This window comes from Streptomyces olindensis (genome assembly GCF_040645895.1).
GTDB lineage: Bacteria > Actinomycetota > Actinomycetes > Streptomycetales > Streptomycetaceae > Streptomyces > Streptomyces olindensis.
Map to the genome: position 1 here is coordinate 1 of NZ_JBEYZD010000089.1, position 21,333 is coordinate 21,333.

Consider the following 21,333-nt stretch of genomic DNA (forward strand, 5'->3'; position numbering starts at 1 on the left):
AGGTGTGCCGCGACCACCAGCTGGCCGAGGGCCAGCCCGCCGTCGTTCGGCGGGACTTCGCCGTGGCGGAGCACCGTGAAGCCGTCCGCGGCCGAGCACTTCATAAACAAGGCCCTGAACTGCACCGACGTATCCTGGCTAACCCCAGCGGGAGCGGACCCGTACCATGGGGTGAGGCCGTGGCATGTTGAGCCCGGCAGGGCCCGCGCACCACCGACGTACGCGCAGGGCATTCCTCACACTCCGGGAGTACGCCTTCTTATGGCCACGCGCCACGACATCCGCAACGTCGCCATCGTCGCCCACGTCGACCACGGCAAGACCACCATCGTCGACGGCATGCTGAAGCAGGCCGGCGCCTTCGCCGCCCACCAGCTCGACTCGGTCGACGACCGCATGATGGACTCGAACGACCTGGAGCGTGAGAAGGGCATCACGATCCTCGCCAAGAACACGGCGGTGAAGTACCACCCCAAGGACGGCGGGGACCCGATCACCATCAACATCATCGACACCCCCGGCCACGCCGACTTCGGCGGCGAGGTCGAGCGCGGTCTGTCGATGGTCGACGGCGTCGTCCTGCTCGTGGACGCCTCCGAGGGCCCGCTCCCGCAGACCCGCTTCGTGCTGCGCAAGGCGCTCCAGCAGCGGCTGCCCGTCATCCTCTGCATCAACAAGACGGACCGCCCCGACTCGCGGATCGACGAGGTCGTCAACGAGACGTACGACCTGTTCCTCGACCTGGACGCCGACGAGGACCAGATCGAGTTCCCGATCGTCTACGCCTGCGGCCGTGACGGCGTGGCCTCCCTCACCAAGCCTGCCGACGGCACCGTCCCGGGCGACTCCACCAGCCTGGAGCCGTTCTTCTCCACGATCCTGGAGCACATCCCGGCCCCGACCTACGACGAGTCGGCCCCGCTCCAGGCGCACGTCACGAACCTGGACGCCGACAACTTCCTCGGCCGCATCGCGCTGCTGCGCGTGCAGCAGGGCGAGCTGAAGAAGGGCCAGACGGTCGCGTGGATGAAGCGCGACGGGTCCGTCGCCAACGTCCGCATCAGCGAGCTGATGATGACCGAGGCCCTGACCCGCAAGCCCGCCGAGAAGGCCGGCCCCGGTGACATCTGCGCCGTCGCCGGTATCCCGGACATCATGATCGGCGAGACCCTGGCCGACCCGGAGAACCCGGTCGCGCTGCCGCTGATCACCGTCGACGAGCCGGCGATCTCCATGGTCATCGGCACCAACACCTCCCCGCTGGTCGGCCGCGGCGCCACCGGCAAGGGCGCCGACAACAAGGCGGCGGTCAAGGACCGCAAGGTCACCGCCCGCCAGGTCAAGGACCGCCTCGACCGCGAGCTGATCGGTAACGTCAGCCTCCGCGTGCTCGACACCGAGCGGCCGGACGCCTGGGAGGTGCAGGGCCGCGGCGAGCTGGCGCTGGCCATCCTCGTCGAGACCATGCGCCGCGAGGGCTACGAGCTGACCGTCGGCAAGCCGCAGGTGGTCACCCGGGAGATCGACGGCAAGACGTACGAGCCGGTCGAGCGCATGACCGTCGACGTGCCCGAGGAGCACATGGGCGCCGTCACGCAGCTCATGGGCGTCCGCAAGGGCCGCATGGACAACATGTCCAACCACGGCTCCGGCTGGGTCCGCATGGAGTTCGTCGTGCCCTCCCGCGGCCTCATCGGCTTCCGTACGGAGTTCCTGACGCAGACCCGCGGCACGGGCATCGCCCACTCCATCCACGAGGGCTTCGAGCCCTGGTTCGGCGCGCTCCAGACCCGTAACAACGGCTCCCTGGTCGCCGACCGCTCCGGCGCGGTCACCGCCTTCGCGATGACCAACCTCCAGGAGCGCGGCGTGCTCTTCGTGGAGCCGGGCACCGAGGTGTACGAGGGCATGATCGTCGGCGAGAACTCCCGCTCCGACGACATGGACGTCAACATCACCAAGGAGAAGAAGCTCACCAACATGCGGTCGTCCACGGCCGATGTGACGGAGTCCATCGTCCCGCCGCGCAAGCTGTCGCTGGAGCAGTCCCTGGAGTTCTGCCGCGACGACGAGTGCGTCGAGGTCACCCCGGAGGCCGTGCGCATCCGCAAGGTGAACCTGGACGCCCGCGAGCGCGCCCGGGCCGCGAGCCGCGCCAAGCACGGCTGACGCTCCCCTGACGACACCGGGCACCCCGCTTCCGGCGGGGTGCCCGGCGCTGTTCGCCGCTGTTCCCCTGCCGTTCCTTGCCGTTCCCTAAAAGAGGGGCAACGCCGAGGGAAGGGTTAGGGAAAACCCTCGATTTGCCGGGGACGGCCGTCCGGAACGCCCCGCTCCCACTACCCTGCTGCGGAACGCCTCGCTCTGCCCTGCCCCGGGCCCGGACAACAGCCTTGTGGCAACGCCCTCTTGAGCGCGCGACAACCGCCGGCGGCCCCATGCACGGGAGCCACGGTAGTCGCAAGCGGTTTATCTCACTCTCGCGTCCGGAATGCGGACAGTCGCCACCGATAGATGTGTAACAAGTCCGTTTCGCAGGGATCTTTCACCAAACCCTTTGTCCGGATTTTGGAAGATGTATACGCGAGCTGTGATCGAACCGAGACCTCGAGAGTGTGGTTCGGTCCTGGTGTTTGGCAGATAGTTAGGCGCGTAGAGCTCGGATGAAGGGTCACTCGCCGGCAGCGGCGCGACTCACGAGCGCGGGGGCACCTGACGATTTCCGGCACCGGCGACGGGCGGTGGCGGTGGTCTGTCTGTGCTCCCTTTGCGGTGAACCAATGACTTCATAGGAGGAACCCATGCGCGGTGCCAAGAGCGCCAAGTGGGTCGCGGGGGCGATAGTCGTCGCCCTGGCCGCCACCGCCTGCGGCGGCAGCGGTGATGACGAGGGGAACAACAAGGGTTCCGGGCCTGCGGGATACGTCTCGATCGACGTCGGCGAGCCGCAGAAGCCGCTGATCCCGGCCGACACCAACGAGACCAACGGCTCGTACGTCATCCAGGCTCTGTTCACGCAGCTGCTGGACTTCGACGCCAAGGGCGAGATCGTCTACACGAACGCCGAGTCGGTCACCACCGACGACTCCAAGACGTGGACGGTCAAGCTCAAGAAGGGCTGGAAGTTCCACAACGGCGAAGAAGTCACCTCCAAGTCGTACATCGACGCTTGGAACTGGTACGCCAACATCAAGAACAACCAGCAGAACTCCTTCTGGTTCCAGGACATCAAGGGCTACGACGATGTCCACCCGGAGAAGGGCGAGCCGAAGGCCGAGACCATGTCCGGTCTGAAGGCCGTGGACGACCACACCTTCACCATCGAGCTGAAGTACACGATGCCGTACTTCAACTACAAGCTCGGCTACACCACCTGGGCCCCGCTGCCCAAGGTCTTCTACGACGACCCGAAGGCCTTCGGCCAGAAGCCGGTCGGCAACGGTCCCTACACCTTCGAGAAGTGGGACCACAAGAAGCTCATCCAGGTCAAGGCCTGGGATGACTACCTGGGCCCGAACAAGGCGAAGAACAAGGGCGTCCAGTTCAAGAACTACACGACGGTCGAAGCCGCCTACAAGGACGTCGTCTCCGGCAACCTGGACATGATCCGCCAGGTCGGCCCGACGGACCTGCCGAAGTACAAGCAGGACCTGGGCGACGGCGCCATCGACCAGCCGTACGCGGCCATCCAGACGCTGACCCCGGCGTTCTACTCCAAGACCTTCAAGGACATCGACCCGAAGGTCCTGCAGGGTCTGTCGATGGCGATCGACCGCGACACGATCACCAAGACGGTTCTGAACAACACCCGCGTTCCGGCCAAGGGCTTCACGCCTCCGGGCGTCAAGGGCTACCAGAACCTGGACACGGACGTGTTCACGTACAACCCGGCGAAGGCCAAGCAGCTCATCCAGGAGGGTGGCGGCGTCCCGGGCAACAAGTTCACCATCCAGTACAACACCGACGGTGGACACAAGGAGTGGGTGACCGCGGTCTGCGAGTCCATCCGCAAGGCCACCGGCGTCGACTGCGTCGGCGACCCGAAGCCGGACTTCGCCACGGACCTCGAGGCCCGTGACAACGACCAGGTGAAGGGCATGTACCGCGGTGGCTGGGTCGCCGACTACCCGGTCAACGCCAACTTCATGAAGGAGCTGTACCACACCACCGCCGAGGCCAACAACGGTCGCTTCTCCAACAAGGAGATCGACGGCCTGATGAACAAGGCCGACAACGCCAAGTCCCTCGACGCGTCGGTGAAGGCCTTCCAGGAGGTCGAGAAGAAGCTGGTCGAGCACATGCCGGCCATCCCGCTCTGGTACTACCGCATCAACGGCGGCCACGGTAAGAACGTCGACAACGTCAACGTCGACTTCCACGGTGACCTCGAGGTCTGGGGCGTCACCACCAAGTAAGAGGAGTCCTGCGGGCTCTTCCCACTCGGCCGTAAGCCCGCCGCCGCCCCGGTGGCGGCGGGAGGTTCGGGGGGCCGTCTCGTCACCAGGAGACGGCCCCCGTACCTGCGTTAACCCCTCACGGAGGCACCTATGGGGCGCTATGTCGCACGACGACTGCTCCAGATGATCCCGGTGTTCATCGGGTCAACCTTGATCATCTTTTGCATGATGTACGCCCTGCCCGGCGATCCCGTCCGGGCGATGATGGGAGATCAGGCGTACGACCCGACAGTGGTCGCGGGCATCAAGAAGGAACTCGGCCTCGACCAGCCGCTCCTTCAGCAGTACGCGAACTACATGATGGGGCTGTTCCAGGGCGACTTCGGTACCCAGATCGCCAGTCAGCGGCCCATCGCGGACATCATCGCCGACGCGTTCCCGGTGACGCTCAGACTGACGCTCTTCGCGTTCACCTTCGTCACGCTCGTGGGCATCGGCCTCGGTGTCGTCGCCGGCCTGCGCCCCGACACGCTGCGGGACCGCGGACTGCTGACCCTGACGCTGGTCCTCGTGTCGATGCCGTCCTTCGTGCTGGGCTTCCTGTTGCAGTACCTGTTCGCGTTCCAGTGGTCGATCACCACGCCCACGGTGACGGACTCGACGAACTTCTCCCAACTCATGCTTCCCGCCATCGTGCTGGCGTCCCTCTCGCTCGCCTACGTCGCCCGGTTGACCCGCACGTCGATCGCGGAGAACCTGCGGTCCGACTACATGCGCACCGCCGTGGCCAAGGGGCTGCCGCGCCGCCGCGTCATCGGTGTCCACCTGATGCGCAACTCGCTGATCCCCGTGGTCACCTTCCTCGGCATCGAGCTCGGCAACCTGATGACCGGCGCCATCGTGACCGAGGGCATCTTCAACGTGCGGGGCATCGGCATCGAGATCTACGACGCGCTCAGCCGGCGTGAGGGCGCCACGGTCGTGGGAATCGCCTCGCTGATGGTGCTCATCTACCTCGCCGCCAGCCTGATCGTCGACCTGCTCTACGCGGTCCTGGACCCGAGGATCCGGTATGCCTGACAAGACCGTCGAGAAGAAGGTCGAAGCCCTTCCCGGTGACACCGTGAGCACCGCGGGCGTGGTCGTGGCCGAGGCCGGCCCGGCTCCCGACAAGGCGCGCAGCCTCTGGTCCGACGCCTGGCACGACCTGCGGCGCAACCCGCTGTTCCTGATATCGGCCGTGCTGATCGCGTTCCTGCTGGTGATGTCGCTCTGGCCGGGCCTGTTCACCAGCGCCTCGCCGCGCGACGCCGACCTGGCCAAGCACTACCTGGGCAAGCCGAACTGGGGGCACTTCTTCGCCCCGGACTGGCTCGGCTACGACGTGCAGGGCCGTTCGATCTACGCCCGTGTCGTCTACGGTGCCCGCGCCTCGATCACCGTCGGTGTCGGCGTCACCGTCGCCGTCACCATCCTCGGCACGATCATCGGCATGATCGCCGGCTACTTCGGCGGCTGGACCGACACCCTGCTGTCGCGGCTGACCGACATCTTCCTCGGCATCCCGTTCCTGCTCGGCGCCCTGGTCGTGCTCAACTCCTTCGACGACCGCACCGTCTGGGTCGTCATCATGGCCCTCGCCTTCCTGGGCTGGACCCAGATCGCCCGTGTCTCGCGCGGTGCCGTCATCACCATCAAGCAGTCGGACTACGTGGTGGCCGCCAAGGCGCTCGGGGCCTCGACGTCCCGGATCCTGTTCCGGCACATCCTGCCCAACGCGCTCGCGCCCATCATCGTCGTCGCGACCATCGCGCTCGGTGGCTACATCGCGGCCGAGGCCACCCTGTCCTTCCTGGGCGTGGGTCTCGGTGACTCGGCGGTATCCTGGGGCGGTGACGTCGCGCGAGGACGTGAGCAGCTCCGTATCGCGCCCCACACCCTGATCATCCCGTCGGTGATGGTCTCGATCACGGTGCTGTCGTTCCTGATGTTCGGCGATGCGGTACGCAACGCCCTCGACCCCAAGCTGCGCTGAGGGAGGCGTACGTGACCATCATCGATGAAGTGGCCGAGAGTCCCGCCCCCGACGGCTCGGGGGGCGCGGACCGCCCGCTGCTGGAAGTCCGCGACCTGCACGTGGAGTTCCGCACGCGCGACGGGGTCGCCAAGGCCGTCAACGGCGTCAACTACTCCGTCTCCGCGGGCGAGACGCTCGCCGTGCTCGGCGAGTCCGGCTCCGGCAAGTCCGTCACCGCCCAGGCCATCATGGGCATCCTCGACATGCCGCCCGGCCGCATCCCCAAGGGCGAGATCCTCTTCCGCGGCCAGGACATGCTGAAGATGTCCAACGAGGAGCGCCGGAAGATCCGCGGCAGCAAGATCGCGATGATCTTCCAGGACGCGCTGTCCTCGCTGAACCCGGTGCTCTCCGTGGGCTACCAGCTCGGCGAGATGTTCCGCGTCCACCAGGGCATGTCCAAGAAGGACGCCAAGCTCAAGGCGATCGAGCTGATGGACCGGGTGAAGATCCCGGCGGCGAAGGAGCGCGTCAGCGACTACCCGCACCAGTTCTCCGGCGGTATGCGCCAGCGCATCATGATCGCGATGGCGCTCGCCCTGGAGCCGGACCTGATCATCGCCGACGAGCCCACGACGGCCCTCGACGTGACGGTCCAGGCGCAGGTCATGGACCTGCTCGCGGAGCTGCAGCGCGAGTACCACATGGGTCTCATCCTGATCACCCACGACCTCGGCGTGGTCGCCGACGTCGCGGACAAGATCGCGGTGATGTACGCGGGCCGGATCGTGGAGACCGCCCCGGTGCACGAGCTGTACAAGCGGCCCGCGCACCCCTACACCAAGGGCCTGCTCGACTCGATCCCGCGCCTGGACCAGAAGGGCCAGGACCTGTACGCGATCAAGGGCCTGCCGCCCAACCTGACGCGGATCCCGTCCGGTTGCGCCTTCAACCCGCGGTGCCCGCAGGCGCAGGACATCTGCCGTACGGACGTCCCGCCGCTGCACCAGGTCACCGAGCGGGACGGCGGCGAGCTGGCCGGCCGCGGCAGCGCCTGCCACTTCTGGAAGGAGACGATCCATGGCTGAGCTGGAGAAGACGGACGAGTCCATGGACGCCACCCCCAACGTCACCGAGGTGGAGACGGTCGACGCCGCCACCGACGAGGAGGCCGTGGCCGCCATGCAGGCGCCGGTCGAGCGCGGCGAGCCGATCCTGCAGGTGCGCAACCTGGTCAAGCACTTCCCGCTGACCCAGGGCATCCTCTTCAAGAAGCAGGTCGGCGCGGTCAAGGCCGTGGACGGGGTCTCCTTCGACCTCTACCAGGGCGAGACGCTCGGCATCGTGGGCGAGTCCGGCTGTGGCAAGTCCACGGTCGCCAAGCTGCTGATGATGCTGGAGAAGGCGACCGCGGGCGAGATCTTCTACAAGGGCCAGGACATCACCAAGCTGTCCGGGCGTGCGCTGAAGGCGGTCCGCCGGAACATCCAGATGGTGTTCCAGGACCCGTACACCTCGCTCAACCCCCGTATGACGGTGGGCGACATCATCGGGGAGACCTTCGAGATCCACCCCGAGGTGGCGCCGAAGGGCGACCGCCGCCGCAAGGTCCAGGAACTCCTGGACGTCGTCGGCCTCAACCCCGAGTACATCAACCGGTATCCGCACCAGTTCTCGGGCGGTCAGCGCCAGCGCATCGGCATCGCCCGCGGCCTCGCGCTCAACCCTGAGATCATCATCTGCGACGAGCCGGTCTCGGCGCTGGACGTGTCCGTCCAGGCGCAGGTCATCAACCTGATGGAGAAGCTGCAGGACGAGTTCAACCTGTCCTACCTCTTCATCGCGCACGACCTGTCGATCGTCCGGCACATCTCGGACCGGGTGGGCGTGATGTACCTGGGCAAGATGGCCGAGATCGGCACGGACACGGAGATCTACGACCACCCGACGCACCCCTACACCCAGGCGCTGCTGTCGGCCGTCCCGGTCCCCGACCCGGAGTCCCGCGAGGGCCGTGAGCGGATCATCCTCACCGGTGACGTCCCGTCCCCGGCCAACCCGCCCTCGGGCTGCCGCTTCCGCACCCGCTGCTGGAAGGCACAGGACAAGTGCGCCCAGGAGGTGCCCCTCCTGGCCATCCCGGAGCGCTTCCAGGGCTCGGACTCCCCGGCGGCCCACGAGTCGGCCTGCCACTTCGCGGAGGAGAAGGACGTGGTCCACGCGGCCTGAGTCCCTGTCAGAGGGCCGGTCTTCCCTGGTGGTTTCACCAAGGAAGCCGGCCCTTCGGGCATCTCCGGGGCACCTGCCGGGCGGGCCTTCACCGCCCCGGGTCAGACCGCGGACGCCGTTCCACCGGCGAGCTGCCAGGGGACGGCGTCGCGCAGGAGGTCCGCGAGCAGGGCCGCGGCGGCCGACGGCTCCATGTCCTCCGCCCAGGAATCCCAGGTGGGGCCGAGCCCTTGGACGTCGGCGAGGAGGGCGTCGCGGGCGTGGGCGGGGTCGGTCAGCCGGCTCCGCGCCGCCGCGTGGGCCCGGGCGGCGTGGGACAGCGTGGCGGGAGCCGTCCGGCCGGCGTCGGCTTCCTCGGCCAGACCGCCGCGCAGGGCGGACGCCGTCCGGTCAGCGTGGTCGGGGTCCGGCGGCGGGCGGTGCGCCGAGACGGCCAGGCCGCCCAGGGGCGAGGTCAGGACGGCGGTTCCCACCTGGGGAACCTCAAGTGACCGTGCCAGACGGTTGACCGGGCCTCCGGGCCTCAGGACGGCGTCCACGAGGGAGAGGTACCAGGCCGGGCGCTCGCCGGCCGCGGGCAGCGGGACGGCCACGCCCCAGTAGGGCAGCCTCCCCCTCGCCCGACGGTCCTCGGGCACAGCCCTCCGGGCCGGTGAGGGGAACGCCGCGGCGCCCGGGTCTCCCTCTTCGGCCAGCGTGTTCAGCACGTCCGACGCCCCCTTGCCCGCGACCACCAGCGCCGCTCGGGAGAGCTGGTAGTGGCGGTGGAGGAACGGCACGACGACGTCCTCCGGCAGGGACGTCACGGACGCGGGCGTCGCGTCGTGCTCCCGCGCCAGGCCGGTCCCGGGCGCGAGCATCCCCGCGACCCGGGCGCCGAGGGAGCGCATCGGGGACGCGGCCGTCATGCTCAGCTCCAGCGCGACGACGGACCGCTCCTGGGTGAAGGTGCCGCTTCCCGGGAAGCCCGGCTCCGGCCGGGCGATCCTCAACAGGGCGCGCAGCGCCTCGTCCGCGGCGGCGGGCACGGTCTCCGTGCGGAAGACCGTGGTGTGGCTGAGGGTGACGGCGGAGACGACCGGCGAGTCGGGGGAGTCGAGACGTGCGGCGCGCAGCGCCAGGTGCTCGCACAGATGGGCCGCGCCGGGCGCGTGGGAGGGGTCGTCGGCGAACCCGACGGGGACGACCAGCCCCAGGGCGACGTACTCCGCATCCGGTAGGTCGACCGCCCGCAGCCGGCTCTCGGGCCAGGCGGCCCCCAGGACGTCCCAGTCCCCCTTCACCACGCCTCCCGAACCCTCGGTCCCCACACATCCGCCCCGGGCCCGTGCACAGCCCACCGGGGTCGCGCGCCGTCCGGTACGCGGGCCTGCGGCTCCTCGACCGGGTCGCGGGCCGGACCACCGGACGTGCTGCCGGCCTCCAGGAGGCAGCGCTGGACGGCGGTGAGCGGGAGCGCCGACGCGAGCCGGGCCGCCGCCACCGTCCTGAGCCGGGCCGCCGCGATCTGCGCGCCGGCCACGGCCGCGGGGTCCGGGGGAGCGGACAGGAAGGCCCGCATCTCGTCCGCCAGCCGCTTCGCGCACTCGGCAGCCCGTGACGTGGTGGTGCTGACCACCGCCAGCAGGGCCGCCTGCGCACCCCGCACCAGGGGGACCACCGCGATTCCGTAGGCGACTCCGTAGCGCTCCCGCAGGCTGACGTAGAGGCGCCCGCTGTGCGGAGCGCCCAGCAGGACGGACGCCGTCACGGCCGAGAGGCCGGGGTGATCGCCTGTCAGCGGGACGGCCACGGCGATCTCGGCCCGCCCGTCCGCCGGGGGCGGATCCGCCGGAGCGGCCGTCGTCTCCTCGTCCGCGCCGCCCCGCCAGACGCCGGGGCCGGTTGCCGGGACGGCGTGGTGTCCCGCCCCGAGGCGAGGTGTCGGGGCGGTCGGCCGCCACTGCGCCAGGACCCGGACGACCGCCTCGCCGGTCCATGCCTGTTCGGGCCGGCCCGGGCCGCCGTGGCCCCAGTACCGCGACCAGCGGCTCACGCCCCAGACGGCGGTTTCCACGGAGTGCAGGGCGCGCTCGACGGGGTCCGCGAGTTCGGCCCGCGCCTGCTTGAGGTGCAGAGCGCGTACGGCCTTGAGGACCGGTTCTCCCACGGGGTTGTCGGCCAGCCCGCCGACCGGCCATGCGTGTTCCGGGGGGCCGGACACGGCCAGGTGGAGTGAGCGGGCCGTGAGGACGGCACGCAGGTCCCGCCCGTCGGCGACGGCCCGGCTGAGGGTCGTGCCGGTGACGGGCGCGGTCATCAGGGTCACGGCCAGGGACGCCAGGCCGTGCGGCCGGTCCACGAACCCGCCCTCGGCGCACAGGCGTTGCACCGGCCTGCCGGCCACGCCGGTCTCGCTCATGCCGCCGTCCCCCGCAGACGCCGCCGGCCGACCAGAGCCGTGATGAGCACCAGCGTCAGGAAGGAGGCGGCGACCAGCACCGGGGTCGTCCCGAGCCGCTGGCAGGCGAACGGCAGGAGGACGGAGGACAGGGCCAGCGCCCCGTTCGCGACACTGCGCCGCAACGCCATGACCTGCCCGATGGAGTGCGGTTCGACCAGTTGCTGCCACCCGAGGGACGCGCCGGACGCGATCAGCGAGTTGGCCACCCCGGCGAGGAGACCGCCCACCACCAGCCACAGCAGGGGCGCGAACTCCGTGAGGCCGATCGCCCCCGCCGCGAGCGGGACGAAGCCCGCGCCGAGGACGAGCGCGGAGCCGGGCGCCCAATCGCGTGAAGGGAGGATCGTCATGGAGACCAGGACCCAAGCGGCTCCGACGGCGGCCGGGTACCAGCCCGCGCGCGCGTCACCGACCGTCCGGGCGGCCTCGGCCACGATGGCCGCCGTGGCGCCGCCGAAACACAGGAAGTAGGCGGCCTCGGCGAAGAGCAGGGAGCGCAGCACCGGGCTGCGCCGCACCGTGGTGAGCCCGTCGGACAGACGGGGGCGCTGACGGCGAGGAGCCTGCGGCACGGCGGCCCCGTCGCGGTCGTCCGAGGCCTCGCCGGAGGAGTCGGCCTCGGTGCCGGCCCCCTTGCGGGGGACGTGGATGGCCCACACGCACAACGCGCCCAGGAGGAAGGAGCCCGCGTTGCACAGGAGAGCGGCGGGAGCGCCGAGGAGCGCGAACAGGACGGCTCCGAGCGGCGGGCCGAGCACGATGGTCGCGCCGGTGAGCCCCTCGAACCGGGACACGGCCTTGGGCAGGAGCGACTCCGCCGGGGTGATCTCACGCAGCAGGCCCTGGAGCGCCGGCGTCGAGACCGTGTTGATCGCCTTGACCGCCGCGGCGCCCAGCAGTGCCAACGGCACGTTGTCCGCCACCACGGCGGCCACCATGCCGAGGACGATGACGGCCGACGCCACTTCGGCCGCCACCACGAGCCGACGGCGCGGGAGGGAGTCCGCCAGCACCCCCGCCCAGGGCGCGAGCACCACGATGGGCAGGGTCTCGACGGCGAAGGCGACACCGGCGGCCACGGCGGAGCCGGTCACGGACAGGATCCACAGGGGCAGCGCGATGTACTGCACCATGGTGCCCGTCATGGAGCACAGCTGCCCCGCCCACAGCAGGGCGTAGGGCACTCCCAGCCCGGGGCTCTTCGTCGGCTGGGAGCTGGTGCCGGCGGCAGGTGCGCTCATCGGCCGGCCGCCCCCCAACCCGCCAGCCGGGCCGCCTCCTGAGGCTTCGTCGTGTGGTCCGCCTCCACCGCGAAGACGGAGCGGACCGCCGCCGCGGTGGCTTCCAGCACGTCAAGAACCCTCAGGTCGCCGGAGTTCACCTCGGCTTCGAACCACCAGTGCGCCGCACCCGACTCCGCTGCCTGGTCGGCGCCGCTCAGCTTGCTGCTGTCCAGGGTGGTGGCGAGGACCGCCCCGCCGTCCAGCCGCAGAAGCGCCTTGCGGCGCCGCTGGACGGCCTTCGCGTAGGGACGCAGGGACTCGGCCGCGACGGGCAGCCGTCGCTCGATCCGCCGCAACGGGGCAAGGTCTCCGCGGGACATCCGCCGCGTCAGCTCACGGGTGGGGACGGACTCGGCGACTTCCAGCGCCTCCCGCCGGTCACCGTGCCAGCGCACGGTTTCCTTGAGCACCAGCCAGCCGGTTCCGCTCAGCGCGCCGTAATTGACCAGGGCGGCGAGAGAAATGTCGTTCTCCGCCAGGTCCCAGGAAGGCGTGTCGAAATAGATCGCGGACTGGGTGAACGTGTGCAGTTCTCCGGCGGTCGCGCCGAGGTTGGACTCGACCGAGTCGAGTACCTTGCGGACGAGCCCGTCGCCGTTTTCCGGCTCTTCCGGATTCCAGTCGGCGGCCACATGGTCGATACGCCACTTGTGCTCGTACTCGACATTGACCGATGAGATGGTTTCGGCGGTCACCTGTTGTTCCTTTGTCCTGTTACTTCTGGAACGGTTCCGGAAGGCGCCTCGGGGACCGTCAGAACGTCACACTCGTGCTCGTCCAGACCCAGACTCCTGCTGAAGGCCCGGCGCACCGCCGCGGCGGTTGCAGGGGGCGGTCGGAAATGCCCGGACTTGAGGTTGGTGACGAGTCCCTGGAGTTTGTCGGAAAGGACGGGGGTGACTTCGCCGGCCGCCTGGACCCGGAGTCGCTCGGGGACCAGCATGGGATGGGCGACCGGAACCCCGTCCACGGTCGCCCGATTCCGCCCCAGTACGAGGTCGGACATTCGGAAGGGTCTCGTCCACACCAGGAAATCGCCCCGGTCGTCCACGACGTACATGTAGGCCGAGGGGCGTGTCTGCGGCGACGGCCGCCAGTCCTGGAGCCGGACCGTCTCCTGCCGGACGGACCGGGAGGCGGCGGCGTACCGCTCGGCGAAGTACGCGCGATCGAACTCGATCAGCGCGGAGCTGCCCGGGAGCCGGCGAACCGGTGGTGGGGGGCCGGCCGGGAAGGGGCTCGCGTCGTAGAGCTCCTGGATCCTCAAGACGAGTTCGTCCCGCCGCCCCGTCAGTATGCCGGTGGCTTCCGCGGCGGATTCCAGAATTCCGTGGCGAATCGTCACCAATTCCTCGACCAGCAGGAAGGTGCGGGCTTGGGACAAGGGGCCGTAGCGTTCGGTGTAGCGGATTTCCAGCTCGTCAAAGCGCTGCAGCAGACGGCGCGCATCGGCCTCTGATATCATGGCGGCGGTCTCCGTTTCATAGCGGAGCCGCGCGGGGCGGGAGACATGTATCGGATGTCTCCCGCCCCGCGCACTTCGTCAGGCGGAGGTGAAACCGGCCTGCGTGGCCGCGAGCGCCTCACGGGTGTCCGACTCCAGCTCCAGCTCCTCGAGCTCGGAAACCAGAACGTCGATGCGTGCCTCGGACATTCTTTCCTCCTTCTGTCGCGTGGATATGTATCGGCCCGTCGGGCGGAGGAGAGGAAAAGAGACGTTGCCGAAAATTCTCCGCCTCCTCGCCTTGTGGCCGATTCATGTTAAGCACCTGTTCCGGTGTCGAACAATGTGGCTCATGAGGTTGTCCGGAATGCTTCCTTGCGGATAATTTCTGATTTTGCAGCGTCTTTGCCGTGTCGGCGTTTGGTCCCTGGTCGCGGCAACCCGCGTGGTCTGTGGTGAAACGGACCCGATCGGATGTGGATCGCGGGAGTGTCGGATGTTTTCCGACACGCGCAACATCGGGCAGGGGCTCGCCGGGGCGTTCCCGCGCCGGGCGAGGGCCTGCGGTGGGCGTGACATAAGCGCACACATCCGCAGCAATCGCGTTAACACGCAGGCAACTTGGCCGACCCGGTCCCGATATACGGACGCGTCAGGCTGTTCAGCGTACGGCCGTGCGGGTGCCGTAAACGGGCCGGGGCGCGCCATGTCGCCCCGGCCCGTTGCCGTGCTCAGGTGCCCGAGAGGCCCAGGGAGCGCTTCAGGAAGTCCACCTGGAGGAGGAGCAGGTTCTCGGCGACCTGTTCCTGAGGGGTGATGTGCGTGACCCCGGACAGCGGCAGCACCTCGTGCGGGCGGCCGGCGGCCAGCAGGGCCGAGGACAGGCGCAGGGCGTGGGCGACCACCACGTTGTCGTCGGCCAGGCCGTGCACGATCATCAGCGGGCGGTGCGGCTCGGCGGGGGAGGCGAGGCCGTCCGGGGTGACCAGGGAGCTCTTCGCGTATGGCTCCGGGTGCTCCGCCGGGGCGCCCAGGTAGCGCTCCGTGTAATGCGTGTCGTACAGCCGCCAGTCCGTCACCGGCGCGCCCGCGATCCCCGCGTGGAAGACGTCCGGCCGGCGCAGCACCGCCAGGCCCGCCAGCCAGCCACCGAAGGACCAGCCGCGGATCGCCACCCGGGACAGGTCCAGGGGGTACCGCTGCGCGAGGTCCCGCAACGCCTCCACCTGGTCGTCCAGCGACACCGTGAAGTCGTGGTGGACCGCCTTCTCCCAGGCGGGGGAGCGGTGCGGGGTGCCGCGGCCGTCCGCGACCACCACCGCGAAGCCCTGGTCCGCGAACCACTGCGAGGTGAGGTGCGCGTTGTGGGCCGCGGCCACCCGCTGGCCGTGCGGGCCCCCATAGGGGTCCATCAACACCGGCAGGGGGGTGTCACCGGCGTAGTCCCGAGGCATAAGCACGGCGCACGGGATGCGGCGTGCGCCCCCCTCGGTGAGCGTCACGCGGGGGGACATACCGGGGTCTTCGGCGTAAGAGCGGACAGTCGCGGTCGGTTTTCCGTCGCGCAGGACCCGCACCCGGGAACCCGGCCGGTCGAGCGTCGCCGAGACCAGGACCGTCACGCTCCCGGCCCGCACCGCCGCGTGCACGCCCGGCTCCTGCGACACGCGCTCCACGCCGAGCTCGTTGACCCGGTACACGTGCACCTCGCCCGTCTCCGCCGCGGGTGCCTCCTCGCCCGCCGAGGCGGAGACCAGTACGTCGTCGTCGGAGACGTCCAGCACGGCCCTGAGGTGCAACTGCGCTCCCGTGAGCGGCCGTTCCCCGACCGCCAGCACCCGCGCACCGCCCTCGTCCGCGATCCGGACCAGCTGCCCGGACGGGCTCCAGCACGGCACCCCGGCGAAAAGTTCCAGCCATGTTGGATCTTCGTCGGCGTGCACCATCCGGGTCGCGCCCGAGTCCGGGTCCACGGCCAGGATCAGCTGGCCGCGCTGGTCGCGCGACTGCACGAGCAGCAGCGGCGCACCCGCCCCTGACCAGTGCACACGTGCCAGATACGGGTACCGCGCGCGGTCCCAGACCACCTCCGTGCGCGCCCCGTCCAGGTCGACGACGAACAGCCGCACGTCCGCGTTGCCGGTGCCCGCCGCCGGATACGCCACCCGCTGCGGCTCCCGCTCCGGATGCGCCGGGTCGGCGATCCACCACCGCTCGACCGGCGTGTCGTCCACGCGCGCCACGAGCAGCCGGTCCGACTCCGGGGCCCACCAGAAACCGCGCGCCCGCCCCATCTCCTCGGCCGCGATGAACTCGGCCAGTCCGAACGAGACATTCTCCGACTCCGGCTCGGCGAGCGCCCGGTCGCCCTCTCCCTCGGCGCCCACCACCCGCAGCGAGCCCCGGGCCACATAGGCGACATGCCGCCCGTCGGGCGACGGACGCGGGTCGATCACCGGGTGCTCAGTGGGCAGTTCACGCGCCGTCCCGGCCCGCAGCTCGGCCGCGAAAAGCCGCCCTGACAAGGCGAAAGAGGCCAACTCGACGGCCGAGTCGGTCGCGTACCCGACGATGCCGGCGCCGCCCTCGCGGCTGCGCTCGCGCCGGGCCCGCTCCTCCGGCGAGAGGTCCTCCGAGGCGCCGCCCAGCAGGGCGCGCGGGTCGGCGGCCACGCGCTCCCCGCCCTCCTCCGTGTCGAGGACCCACAGCGCACTCGCCCGGTCCGTGCCGGAACCGGAGCGCAGGAAAACGACACGCGAACCGTCGGGCGCCACGGTGAACGAACGCGGCGCGCCGAGCGTGAAGCGCTGGGTACGGGCGTGCCGTCGGGGGAAGGAGTCAGGCTCGGTCGTCATGCCCTGACCATATTGGCCATGCGCCCCCTTGTGCGGCCGTGCGCCGATCGATGCGCACGGACGGATAGTTATGATCAATGTCGCATAGTGGGTATGAACCTGCTGGCTGCTGTACGGATTTAATGCCCCCATAGTCCGACCCCCCGCGCCCCTGTGGATCTTTGGAGGTGAGCCGCCGTGGCACTCTCGATTTCGGCGGTGGTGCTGCTGGCGATCATCGTCTTCCTGCTCATCAAGAAGTCAGGGCTGAAGGCGGGGCACGCCATCGTGTGCATGCTGCTCGGCTTCTACCTCGCCTCCTCGACCGTCGCTCCCACGATCAACGAGCTGACGACGAACATCGCGGGCATGATCGGCAGCATCAAGTTCTGACCGTCGCGGGACCTCGTAGGCTGGGGTCCATGACGGAACTGCCCTCTCGGCGTCTGCTGCTGGTGCACGCGCACCCGGACGACGAGTCGATCAACAACGGCGCGACCATGGCCAGGTACGCGGCCGAGGGTGCCCACGTCACGCTCGTCACCTGCACCCTGGGCGAGCGCGGCGAAGTCATCCCGCCGGAGCTCGCCCACCTGACCGGCGCCGCCCTGGGGCAGCACCGCCGCAGCGAGCTCACCGCCGCCATGGCCGAGCTCGGCGTCCGGGACTTCCGCCTGCTCGGCGGCGCCGGACGCTACAGCGACTCCGGGATGATGGGCCTGCCCGACAACGACGACCCCGCCTGCTTCTGGCAGGCCGACGTCGACGAGGCCGCCGCCCACCTCGCCGAGGTGATCCGCGAGGTACGCCCCCAGGTCCTCGTCACCTACGACGACAACGGCGGCTACGGCCACCCCGACCACATCCAGGCCCACCGCGTCGCCATGCGCGCCGCCGAGCTGTCCGCCGAGGGGGGCTGGCAGATCCCCAAGATCTACTGGAATCGGGTCCCCCGACCCGTTGTGGAGCAGTCCTTCGCCCGGCTCCGGGAGGACCTGCCCGGCACCCCCTTCACCAAGACGGCCGAGGTCGACGACGTACCCGGTGTCGTGGCCGAGGAGCGGATCACCGCCGTGATCGACGGCACCGCCCACGCCGCCGCCAAGGCCGCCGCGATGCGCGCCCACGCCACCCAGATCACCGTGGCCGGGCCGTACTTCGTGCTGTCCAACGAACTCGCCCAGCCGATCCTCACGACCGAGTACTACGAGCTGGTGCGGGGCGAGCGTGGCTCCGGCGGGTGGGAGACGGACCTGTTCGCCGGTGTCGAGGAGGCCTCATGAGCGACCGGACGCCGATGCTCGCCCAGCCGATCAGGCCGCCCTCCGTCGGACGGGCCGCCGCCTGCCTGGGATTCTTCCTGCTCGGGGCCGTCGTCGGGGCGGCCGGGGCGCTCGTGCAGCCCGGGTGGTTCCCGGGCGGTCTGATCCTCGCGCTGGCCGGTGAGGCCGGACTCGTCCTCGGCGCCGCGCGGGTCACGCGCGGCCGGGCCGGGGGCGTCGCGGCCGCCGCCGGGTGGATGCTCGCCGTCATCCTGCTCACCGCCAGCCGCCCGGAGGGCGACTTCCTCTTCGCCGCGGGAAGCGGCTCCTATCTCTTCCTGCTCGGCGGCATCGCCGTGGCTGTGATCTGCGCCACCTTCGCCCCGGGGCGGCAACCCGAGGGTGGTCCCGTCCGACTTGGCAAGTGACGTACCACTTCGCCAGGACCTGCGCGTGGGGGTCCGGTGTGGGTTTCCATGGCGGTCCTGGGATACGGGCGAGAAGTGGCCAGTATGGTGGTGCGCGCCGCCGAGCTGCCCGCGTGAGGTCGTGTCGGGCGGCGGAGCCAACCGGGAGAACCTGCCTTGAGTCGTGAAACTGACACTCCGTCCTCCGGGCCCAACGGGCGCGGCGGAGCCGCCTACCCGTCGGGTACGCCGCCGTACGGGACCCCGGCGGTCTCCGACGACGGTACGGGCGCGGACCGTTCGGCCGCGCGGCCGGAGGAACGCAAGACCGAGACCACGCTGACGACCCGGATCCGGATCAACATCCCCGGGTCGCGGCCCATTCCGCCGGTGGTGGTGCGCAAGCCCGTCGCGGAAGCGGACGGCCCGGGCGACACCGCCCCGCGCGGTGAGGCGCCGACGGCGCCGGGTGGCGCGGCGTCGCGGGGCACGGGCACGGTCGAGTCTCCCGCCGAGCCGGGCCAGCCCGCCGAGGACAAGCCGTCCAGCGACTGGTTCGCACCCCGCAAGTCCGGTGGCGGCAAGGGCGGTCAGGGCGGCGGCTCCAGCAACGGGGCCGGTCTGCCGGGTGGTTCGGGTCCGGCGGCGTCCGGGTCCGGCGCGGGTGCGTCCGGTGGGGCACGGCCCGGTGCCGGGCGGCCCGGAGGCGTCGTCGGCTCCATGAGCGCGCCGGGCGGCTCCCGGTCCGGCGGTACGAACGGCGCTGGGCTCCCGGGCGGCGCGACCGGCGGACCCGTCGCGCCCGGGCACGGCGGCGGCACCGGCTCCTTCGACGTCACCGAGGCACTGGCGGCGGGCCCGCTCGGCAGCGGTTCGCGTCCCGCCCCGGGCAGCGGCGGCGAACCGCGCCGCGACGACCTGCCGTACTTCTCGGAGAACGGCGGCGGCCGGGACGCCCAGGGCGGCTACGGCGACCCGGGCGCGTCGCGCGACTTCACCGAGAACGGCGGCCCCGGCACCCAGGGACCGGCCGGCCCGACCGGTGGCCCCGTCACCGGCGACGGCCCGATGGTGCCGCCGGCCGGTGCCGCCTTCCACGAGCAGAACGGGCACGGCGGTTTTCCGGAGCCTGGGCAGGGTGGGCCCGGTGGACTTGGTGGGCCCGGGGGACCTGGTGGGCCTGGCGGTTTCGGTGAGCCCGGGGGGCATGGTGGCCCCGGCGGACCTGGTGTCTTCAACGAGCCGGGTGGCCCCGGCGGGCCTGGTGGTTTCGGCGAGCCGGGTGGCCCCGGCGGGCCCGGTGCCTTCAACGAGCCGGGCGGCCCCGGTCGCCCGGGTGCATACAGCAAGCCCGGCGGCCCTGGCGGCGCTCCCGGTGGCCCCAGTGGCGCTCCCAACGGCCCTGGTGGCCCCGGCGGCCCCGGTGGATATGACGAGCGCGGCGGTCCCGGCGGCCCTGGCCCCTTCGGCGCACCCGGTGGCCCGGGTGGCCCCGGCGCGCCCGGCGCCCCTGGCACGCCCGGCGCTCCCAGCGCCTTCAACGACCCCGGCCGACCGGGAGGCCCCGGCGCCCCCACCGGCCCCGGCGCCGCAGGCCAGGGCGCCGCAGGCCCCGGTGGCGGCATGAGTGATGACACCGCCATCCTCACCCCGCAGAAGCCGGCCCCCGAGCCGCCGGACGGCCAGGGCTACGCCCCCCGCCACGACAACGTCTCCGGGCACACGGTCACCAGCGGCATCCCCGTCGTACCGCCCGGCACGGCCTCGCCGTTCGGCCCGGGCGCGCCCGGTGACGGCCCCGTGCCGCACACGGCCCCGAAGCTGCCCGAGCCTGCTGCGCCGACCCCGGCGAGCTCCGCGAAGGCGCCCAAGAAGAAGGGGCGCAGCAAGCTCGTGCTGCTCGCCGCCGGCGTGGTCGTCCTGGCCGGTGGCGTCTACGGCGCCGGCCTGCTGATGAACCGCACCGACGTGCCCAAGGGCACCACCGTGCTCGGCGTCGACATCGGCGGCGGCACGCGCGACGACGCGGTCAAGAAGCTGGACGAGGCCTTCGACGGCCGCGTCGGCAAGGAGCTGAAGCTGTCGGTGGACGGCAGGACCGTCGCCCTCGACCCGGACAACGCGGGCCTGCAGTTCGACATGGACGCCACGGCCGACGCGGCGGCGAAGAGCGACTACAACCCGGTCTCCGTGATCGGTTCGCTGTTCGGCAACCACCGGGTCGTCACGCCCGTCATGCCCGTCGACGAGGAGAAGCTGCACGCCTCCCTGGAGGACGCGGCAGGCGGTGCCGGCTCGGTCACCGAGGGCACGATCAAGTTCGAGCCGGGCAAGGCCGTCGCCGTCTACGGCAAGGCGGGCAAGGGCATCGACCTCGACAAGTCGACCGCGGCGGTGGAGGAGGCGTACCGCGCCCAGGTGGAGACCGGCACGGCCACGCCGGTCGACGTCCCGACGACCACCCAGCAGCCGAAGATCTCCAACGCCGAGGTCGACCGGATGATGAACAAGTTCGCCAAGCCGGCGATGTCGGGCATCGTCACGGTCGAGGCGGGCGGCGTGGAGGTCCGGTTCAGCCCCCAGAACTCCCTCTGGAGGTTCCTCGCCGTCAAGCCGGTCGGCAACAAGCTGGTCGAGTACTACGACAAGCCCGCCCTGAAGAAGCTGTACGGCGGAGCCTGGGACAGCGTGCTGATCACCCGGGGCAACGGCAAGAAGACCCCGGTGACGCCCGACGACGTCATCGGAGCCATGCGCCAGGCCCTGCTCGGCAAGACGGCGGCGGACCGCGTCGCTGTGATCGAGACGAATCCCAGCTAGCGACGAGCAGTTCGAGGAGCGCCCCGGTCGACAGTTGGAGGAGCGCCCCGGTCGACAGCCGGGGCGCTCTTTCGTGTGCGGAGGACGTGGGCGGTGGGCGTCCGGAAACCGCTTTCGAATGACCGAAATTGATCCCTCCTGCACTCATAAAGACTGCCTAAGATCACTCCGGCGCATGGGCCGAACCAAGTTCACCC

16 protein-coding genes are annotated in these 21,333 nt (G+C 70.5%); 10 read left to right on the forward strand and 6 right to left on the reverse strand.

The window, feature by feature from the left end:
* Window positions 1-261 precede the first annotated feature (261 nt).
* From typA to ABZ948_RS36050, 6 genes are all read left to right on the forward strand, one after another.
* Complete coding sequence (typA, locus tag ABZ948_RS36025) at window positions 262-2,169, forward strand: translational GTPase TypA (RefSeq protein WP_359766885.1); 1,908 nt, start codon at window positions 262-264, stop codon at window positions 2,167-2,169.
* A 632-nt stretch (window positions 2,170-2,801) separates the two neighbouring features.
* Window positions 2,802-4,415 (forward strand): peptide ABC transporter substrate-binding protein, encoded by a 1,614-nt coding sequence (locus ABZ948_RS36030; protein ID WP_359766887.1) that lies wholly within the window; start codon window positions 2,802-2,804, stop codon window positions 4,413-4,415.
* 132 nt (window positions 4,416-4,547) lie between these two features.
* Window positions 4,548-5,477, forward strand: coding sequence for an ABC transporter permease (locus ABZ948_RS36035; protein WP_031119180.1), 930 nt, complete (start codon window positions 4,548-4,550; stop codon window positions 5,475-5,477).
* The gene (locus tag ABZ948_RS36040; protein WP_359766889.1) at window positions 5,470-6,432 is read left to right on the forward strand and encodes an ABC transporter permease; all 963 of its coding nucleotides are present in this window, start codon (window positions 5,470-5,472) and stop codon (window positions 6,430-6,432) included. Before ABZ948_RS36035 ends, ABZ948_RS36040 begins: the two co-directional genes overlap by 8 nt.
* 11 nt (window positions 6,433-6,443) lie before the next feature.
* Complete coding sequence (locus ABZ948_RS36045) at window positions 6,444-7,502, forward strand: ABC transporter ATP-binding protein (RefSeq protein ID WP_435857753.1); 1,059 nt, start codon at window positions 6,444-6,446, stop codon at window positions 7,500-7,502.
* Window positions 7,495-8,643, forward strand: coding sequence for an ABC transporter ATP-binding protein (locus ABZ948_RS36050; protein WP_037757765.1), 1,149 nt, complete (start codon window positions 7,495-7,497; stop codon window positions 8,641-8,643). Before ABZ948_RS36045 ends, ABZ948_RS36050 begins: the two co-directional genes overlap by 8 nt.
* Before the next feature lie 101 nt (window positions 8,644-8,744).
* Here the strand turns inward: ABZ948_RS36050 and ABZ948_RS36055 are convergent, their stop codons facing one another.
* From ABZ948_RS36055 to ABZ948_RS36080, 6 genes are all read right to left on the reverse strand, one after another.
* Window positions 8,745-9,929, reverse strand: coding sequence for an insulinase family protein (locus ABZ948_RS36055; protein WP_359766891.1), 1,185 nt, complete (start codon window positions 9,927-9,929; stop codon window positions 8,745-8,747).
* Window positions 9,923-11,044: an insulinase family protein gene (locus tag ABZ948_RS36060; RefSeq protein WP_359766893.1), complete on the reverse strand. Its 1,122-nt coding sequence runs from the start codon at window positions 11,042-11,044 to the stop codon at window positions 9,923-9,925. The genes ABZ948_RS36055 and ABZ948_RS36060 overlap by 7 nt, the downstream gene beginning before the upstream one ends.
* Entirely contained in the window at window positions 11,041-12,327 is a 1,287-nt protein-coding gene (locus ABZ948_RS36065; protein ID WP_359766895.1) for an MFS transporter, read from the reverse strand. Before ABZ948_RS36065 ends, ABZ948_RS36060 begins: the two co-directional genes overlap by 4 nt.
* The gene (locus ABZ948_RS36070; RefSeq protein WP_359766897.1) at window positions 12,324-13,064 is read right to left on the reverse strand and encodes a CYTH domain-containing protein; all 741 of its coding nucleotides are present in this window, start codon (window positions 13,062-13,064) and stop codon (window positions 12,324-12,326) included. Before ABZ948_RS36070 ends, ABZ948_RS36065 begins: the two co-directional genes overlap by 4 nt.
* The gene (locus ABZ948_RS36075; RefSeq protein ID WP_359766899.1) at window positions 13,061-13,834 is read right to left on the reverse strand and encodes a hypothetical protein; all 774 of its coding nucleotides are present in this window, start codon (window positions 13,832-13,834) and stop codon (window positions 13,061-13,063) included. The genes ABZ948_RS36070 and ABZ948_RS36075 overlap by 4 nt, the downstream gene beginning before the upstream one ends.
* Window positions 13,835-14,544: 710 nt before the next feature.
* Complete coding sequence (locus tag ABZ948_RS36080) at window positions 14,545-16,668, reverse strand: S9 family peptidase (RefSeq protein WP_359766901.1); 2,124 nt, start codon at window positions 16,666-16,668, stop codon at window positions 14,545-14,547.
* Window positions 16,669-16,845: 177 nt separating this feature from the next.
* Between ABZ948_RS36080 and ABZ948_RS36085 the strand changes: the two genes are divergently transcribed.
* The 4 genes from ABZ948_RS36085 (at window position 16,846) to ABZ948_RS36100 (ending at window position 21,136) form a co-directional block, all read left to right on the forward strand.
* Window positions 16,846-17,040: a hypothetical protein gene (locus ABZ948_RS36085; protein WP_030842840.1), complete on the forward strand. Its 195-nt coding sequence runs from the start codon at window positions 16,846-16,848 to the stop codon at window positions 17,038-17,040.
* Between the two features lie 29 nt (window positions 17,041-17,069).
* Window positions 17,070-17,930, forward strand: a complete 861-nt coding sequence (gene mshB, locus ABZ948_RS36090) for an N-acetyl-1-D-myo-inositol-2-amino-2-deoxy-alpha-D-glucopyranoside deacetylase (protein WP_359766903.1) — start codon at window positions 17,070-17,072, stop codon at window positions 17,928-17,930.
* A complete protein-coding gene (locus ABZ948_RS36095; protein WP_359766905.1) occupies window positions 17,927-18,337 on the forward strand; it encodes a DUF6113 family protein in 411 nt (136 codons plus the stop codon). Before mshB ends, ABZ948_RS36095 begins: the two co-directional genes overlap by 4 nt.
* 156 nt (window positions 18,338-18,493) lie before the next feature.
* On the forward strand, window positions 18,494-21,136 hold the full coding sequence (locus ABZ948_RS36100; RefSeq protein ID WP_359766906.1) for a hypothetical protein: 2,643 nt from the start codon (window positions 18,494-18,496) through the stop codon (window positions 21,134-21,136).
* The last annotated feature ends 197 nt before the right edge of the window (window positions 21,137-21,333 follow it).

Bases quoted from the DNA above. Each gene is read 5' to 3' on its own strand.
- ABZ948_RS36050 (WP_037757765.1), top strand. From the start codon at position 7,495: ATGGCTGAGCTGGAGAAGACGGACGAGTCCATGGACGCCACCCCCAAC.
- ABZ948_RS36060 (WP_359766893.1), bottom strand. From the start codon at position 11,044: ATGAGCGAGACCGGCGTGGCCGGCAGGCCGGTGCAACGCCTGTGCGCC.
- ABZ948_RS36035 (WP_031119180.1), top strand. From the start codon at position 4,548: ATGGGGCGCTATGTCGCACGACGACTGCTCCAGATGATCCCGGTGTTC.
- ABZ948_RS36040 (WP_359766889.1), top strand. From the start codon at position 5,470: ATGCCTGACAAGACCGTCGAGAAGAAGGTCGAAGCCCTTCCCGGTGAC.
- ABZ948_RS36030 (WP_359766887.1), top strand. From the start codon at position 2,802: ATGCGCGGTGCCAAGAGCGCCAAGTGGGTCGCGGGGGCGATAGTCGTC.
- mshB (WP_359766903.1), top strand. From the start codon at position 17,070: ATGACGGAACTGCCCTCTCGGCGTCTGCTGCTGGTGCACGCGCACCCG.
- ABZ948_RS36080 (WP_359766901.1), bottom strand. From the start codon at position 16,668: ATGACGACCGAGCCTGACTCCTTCCCCCGACGGCACGCCCGTACCCAG.
- typA (WP_359766885.1), top strand. From the start codon at position 262: ATGGCCACGCGCCACGACATCCGCAACGTCGCCATCGTCGCCCACGTC.
- ABZ948_RS36075 (WP_359766899.1), bottom strand. From the start codon at position 13,834: ATGATATCAGAGGCCGATGCGCGCCGTCTGCTGCAGCGCTTTGACGAG.
- ABZ948_RS36095 (WP_359766905.1), top strand. From the start codon at position 17,927: ATGAGCGACCGGACGCCGATGCTCGCCCAGCCGATCAGGCCGCCCTCC.
- ABZ948_RS36065 (WP_359766895.1), bottom strand. From the start codon at position 12,327: ATGAGCGCACCTGCCGCCGGCACCAGCTCCCAGCCGACGAAGAGCCCC.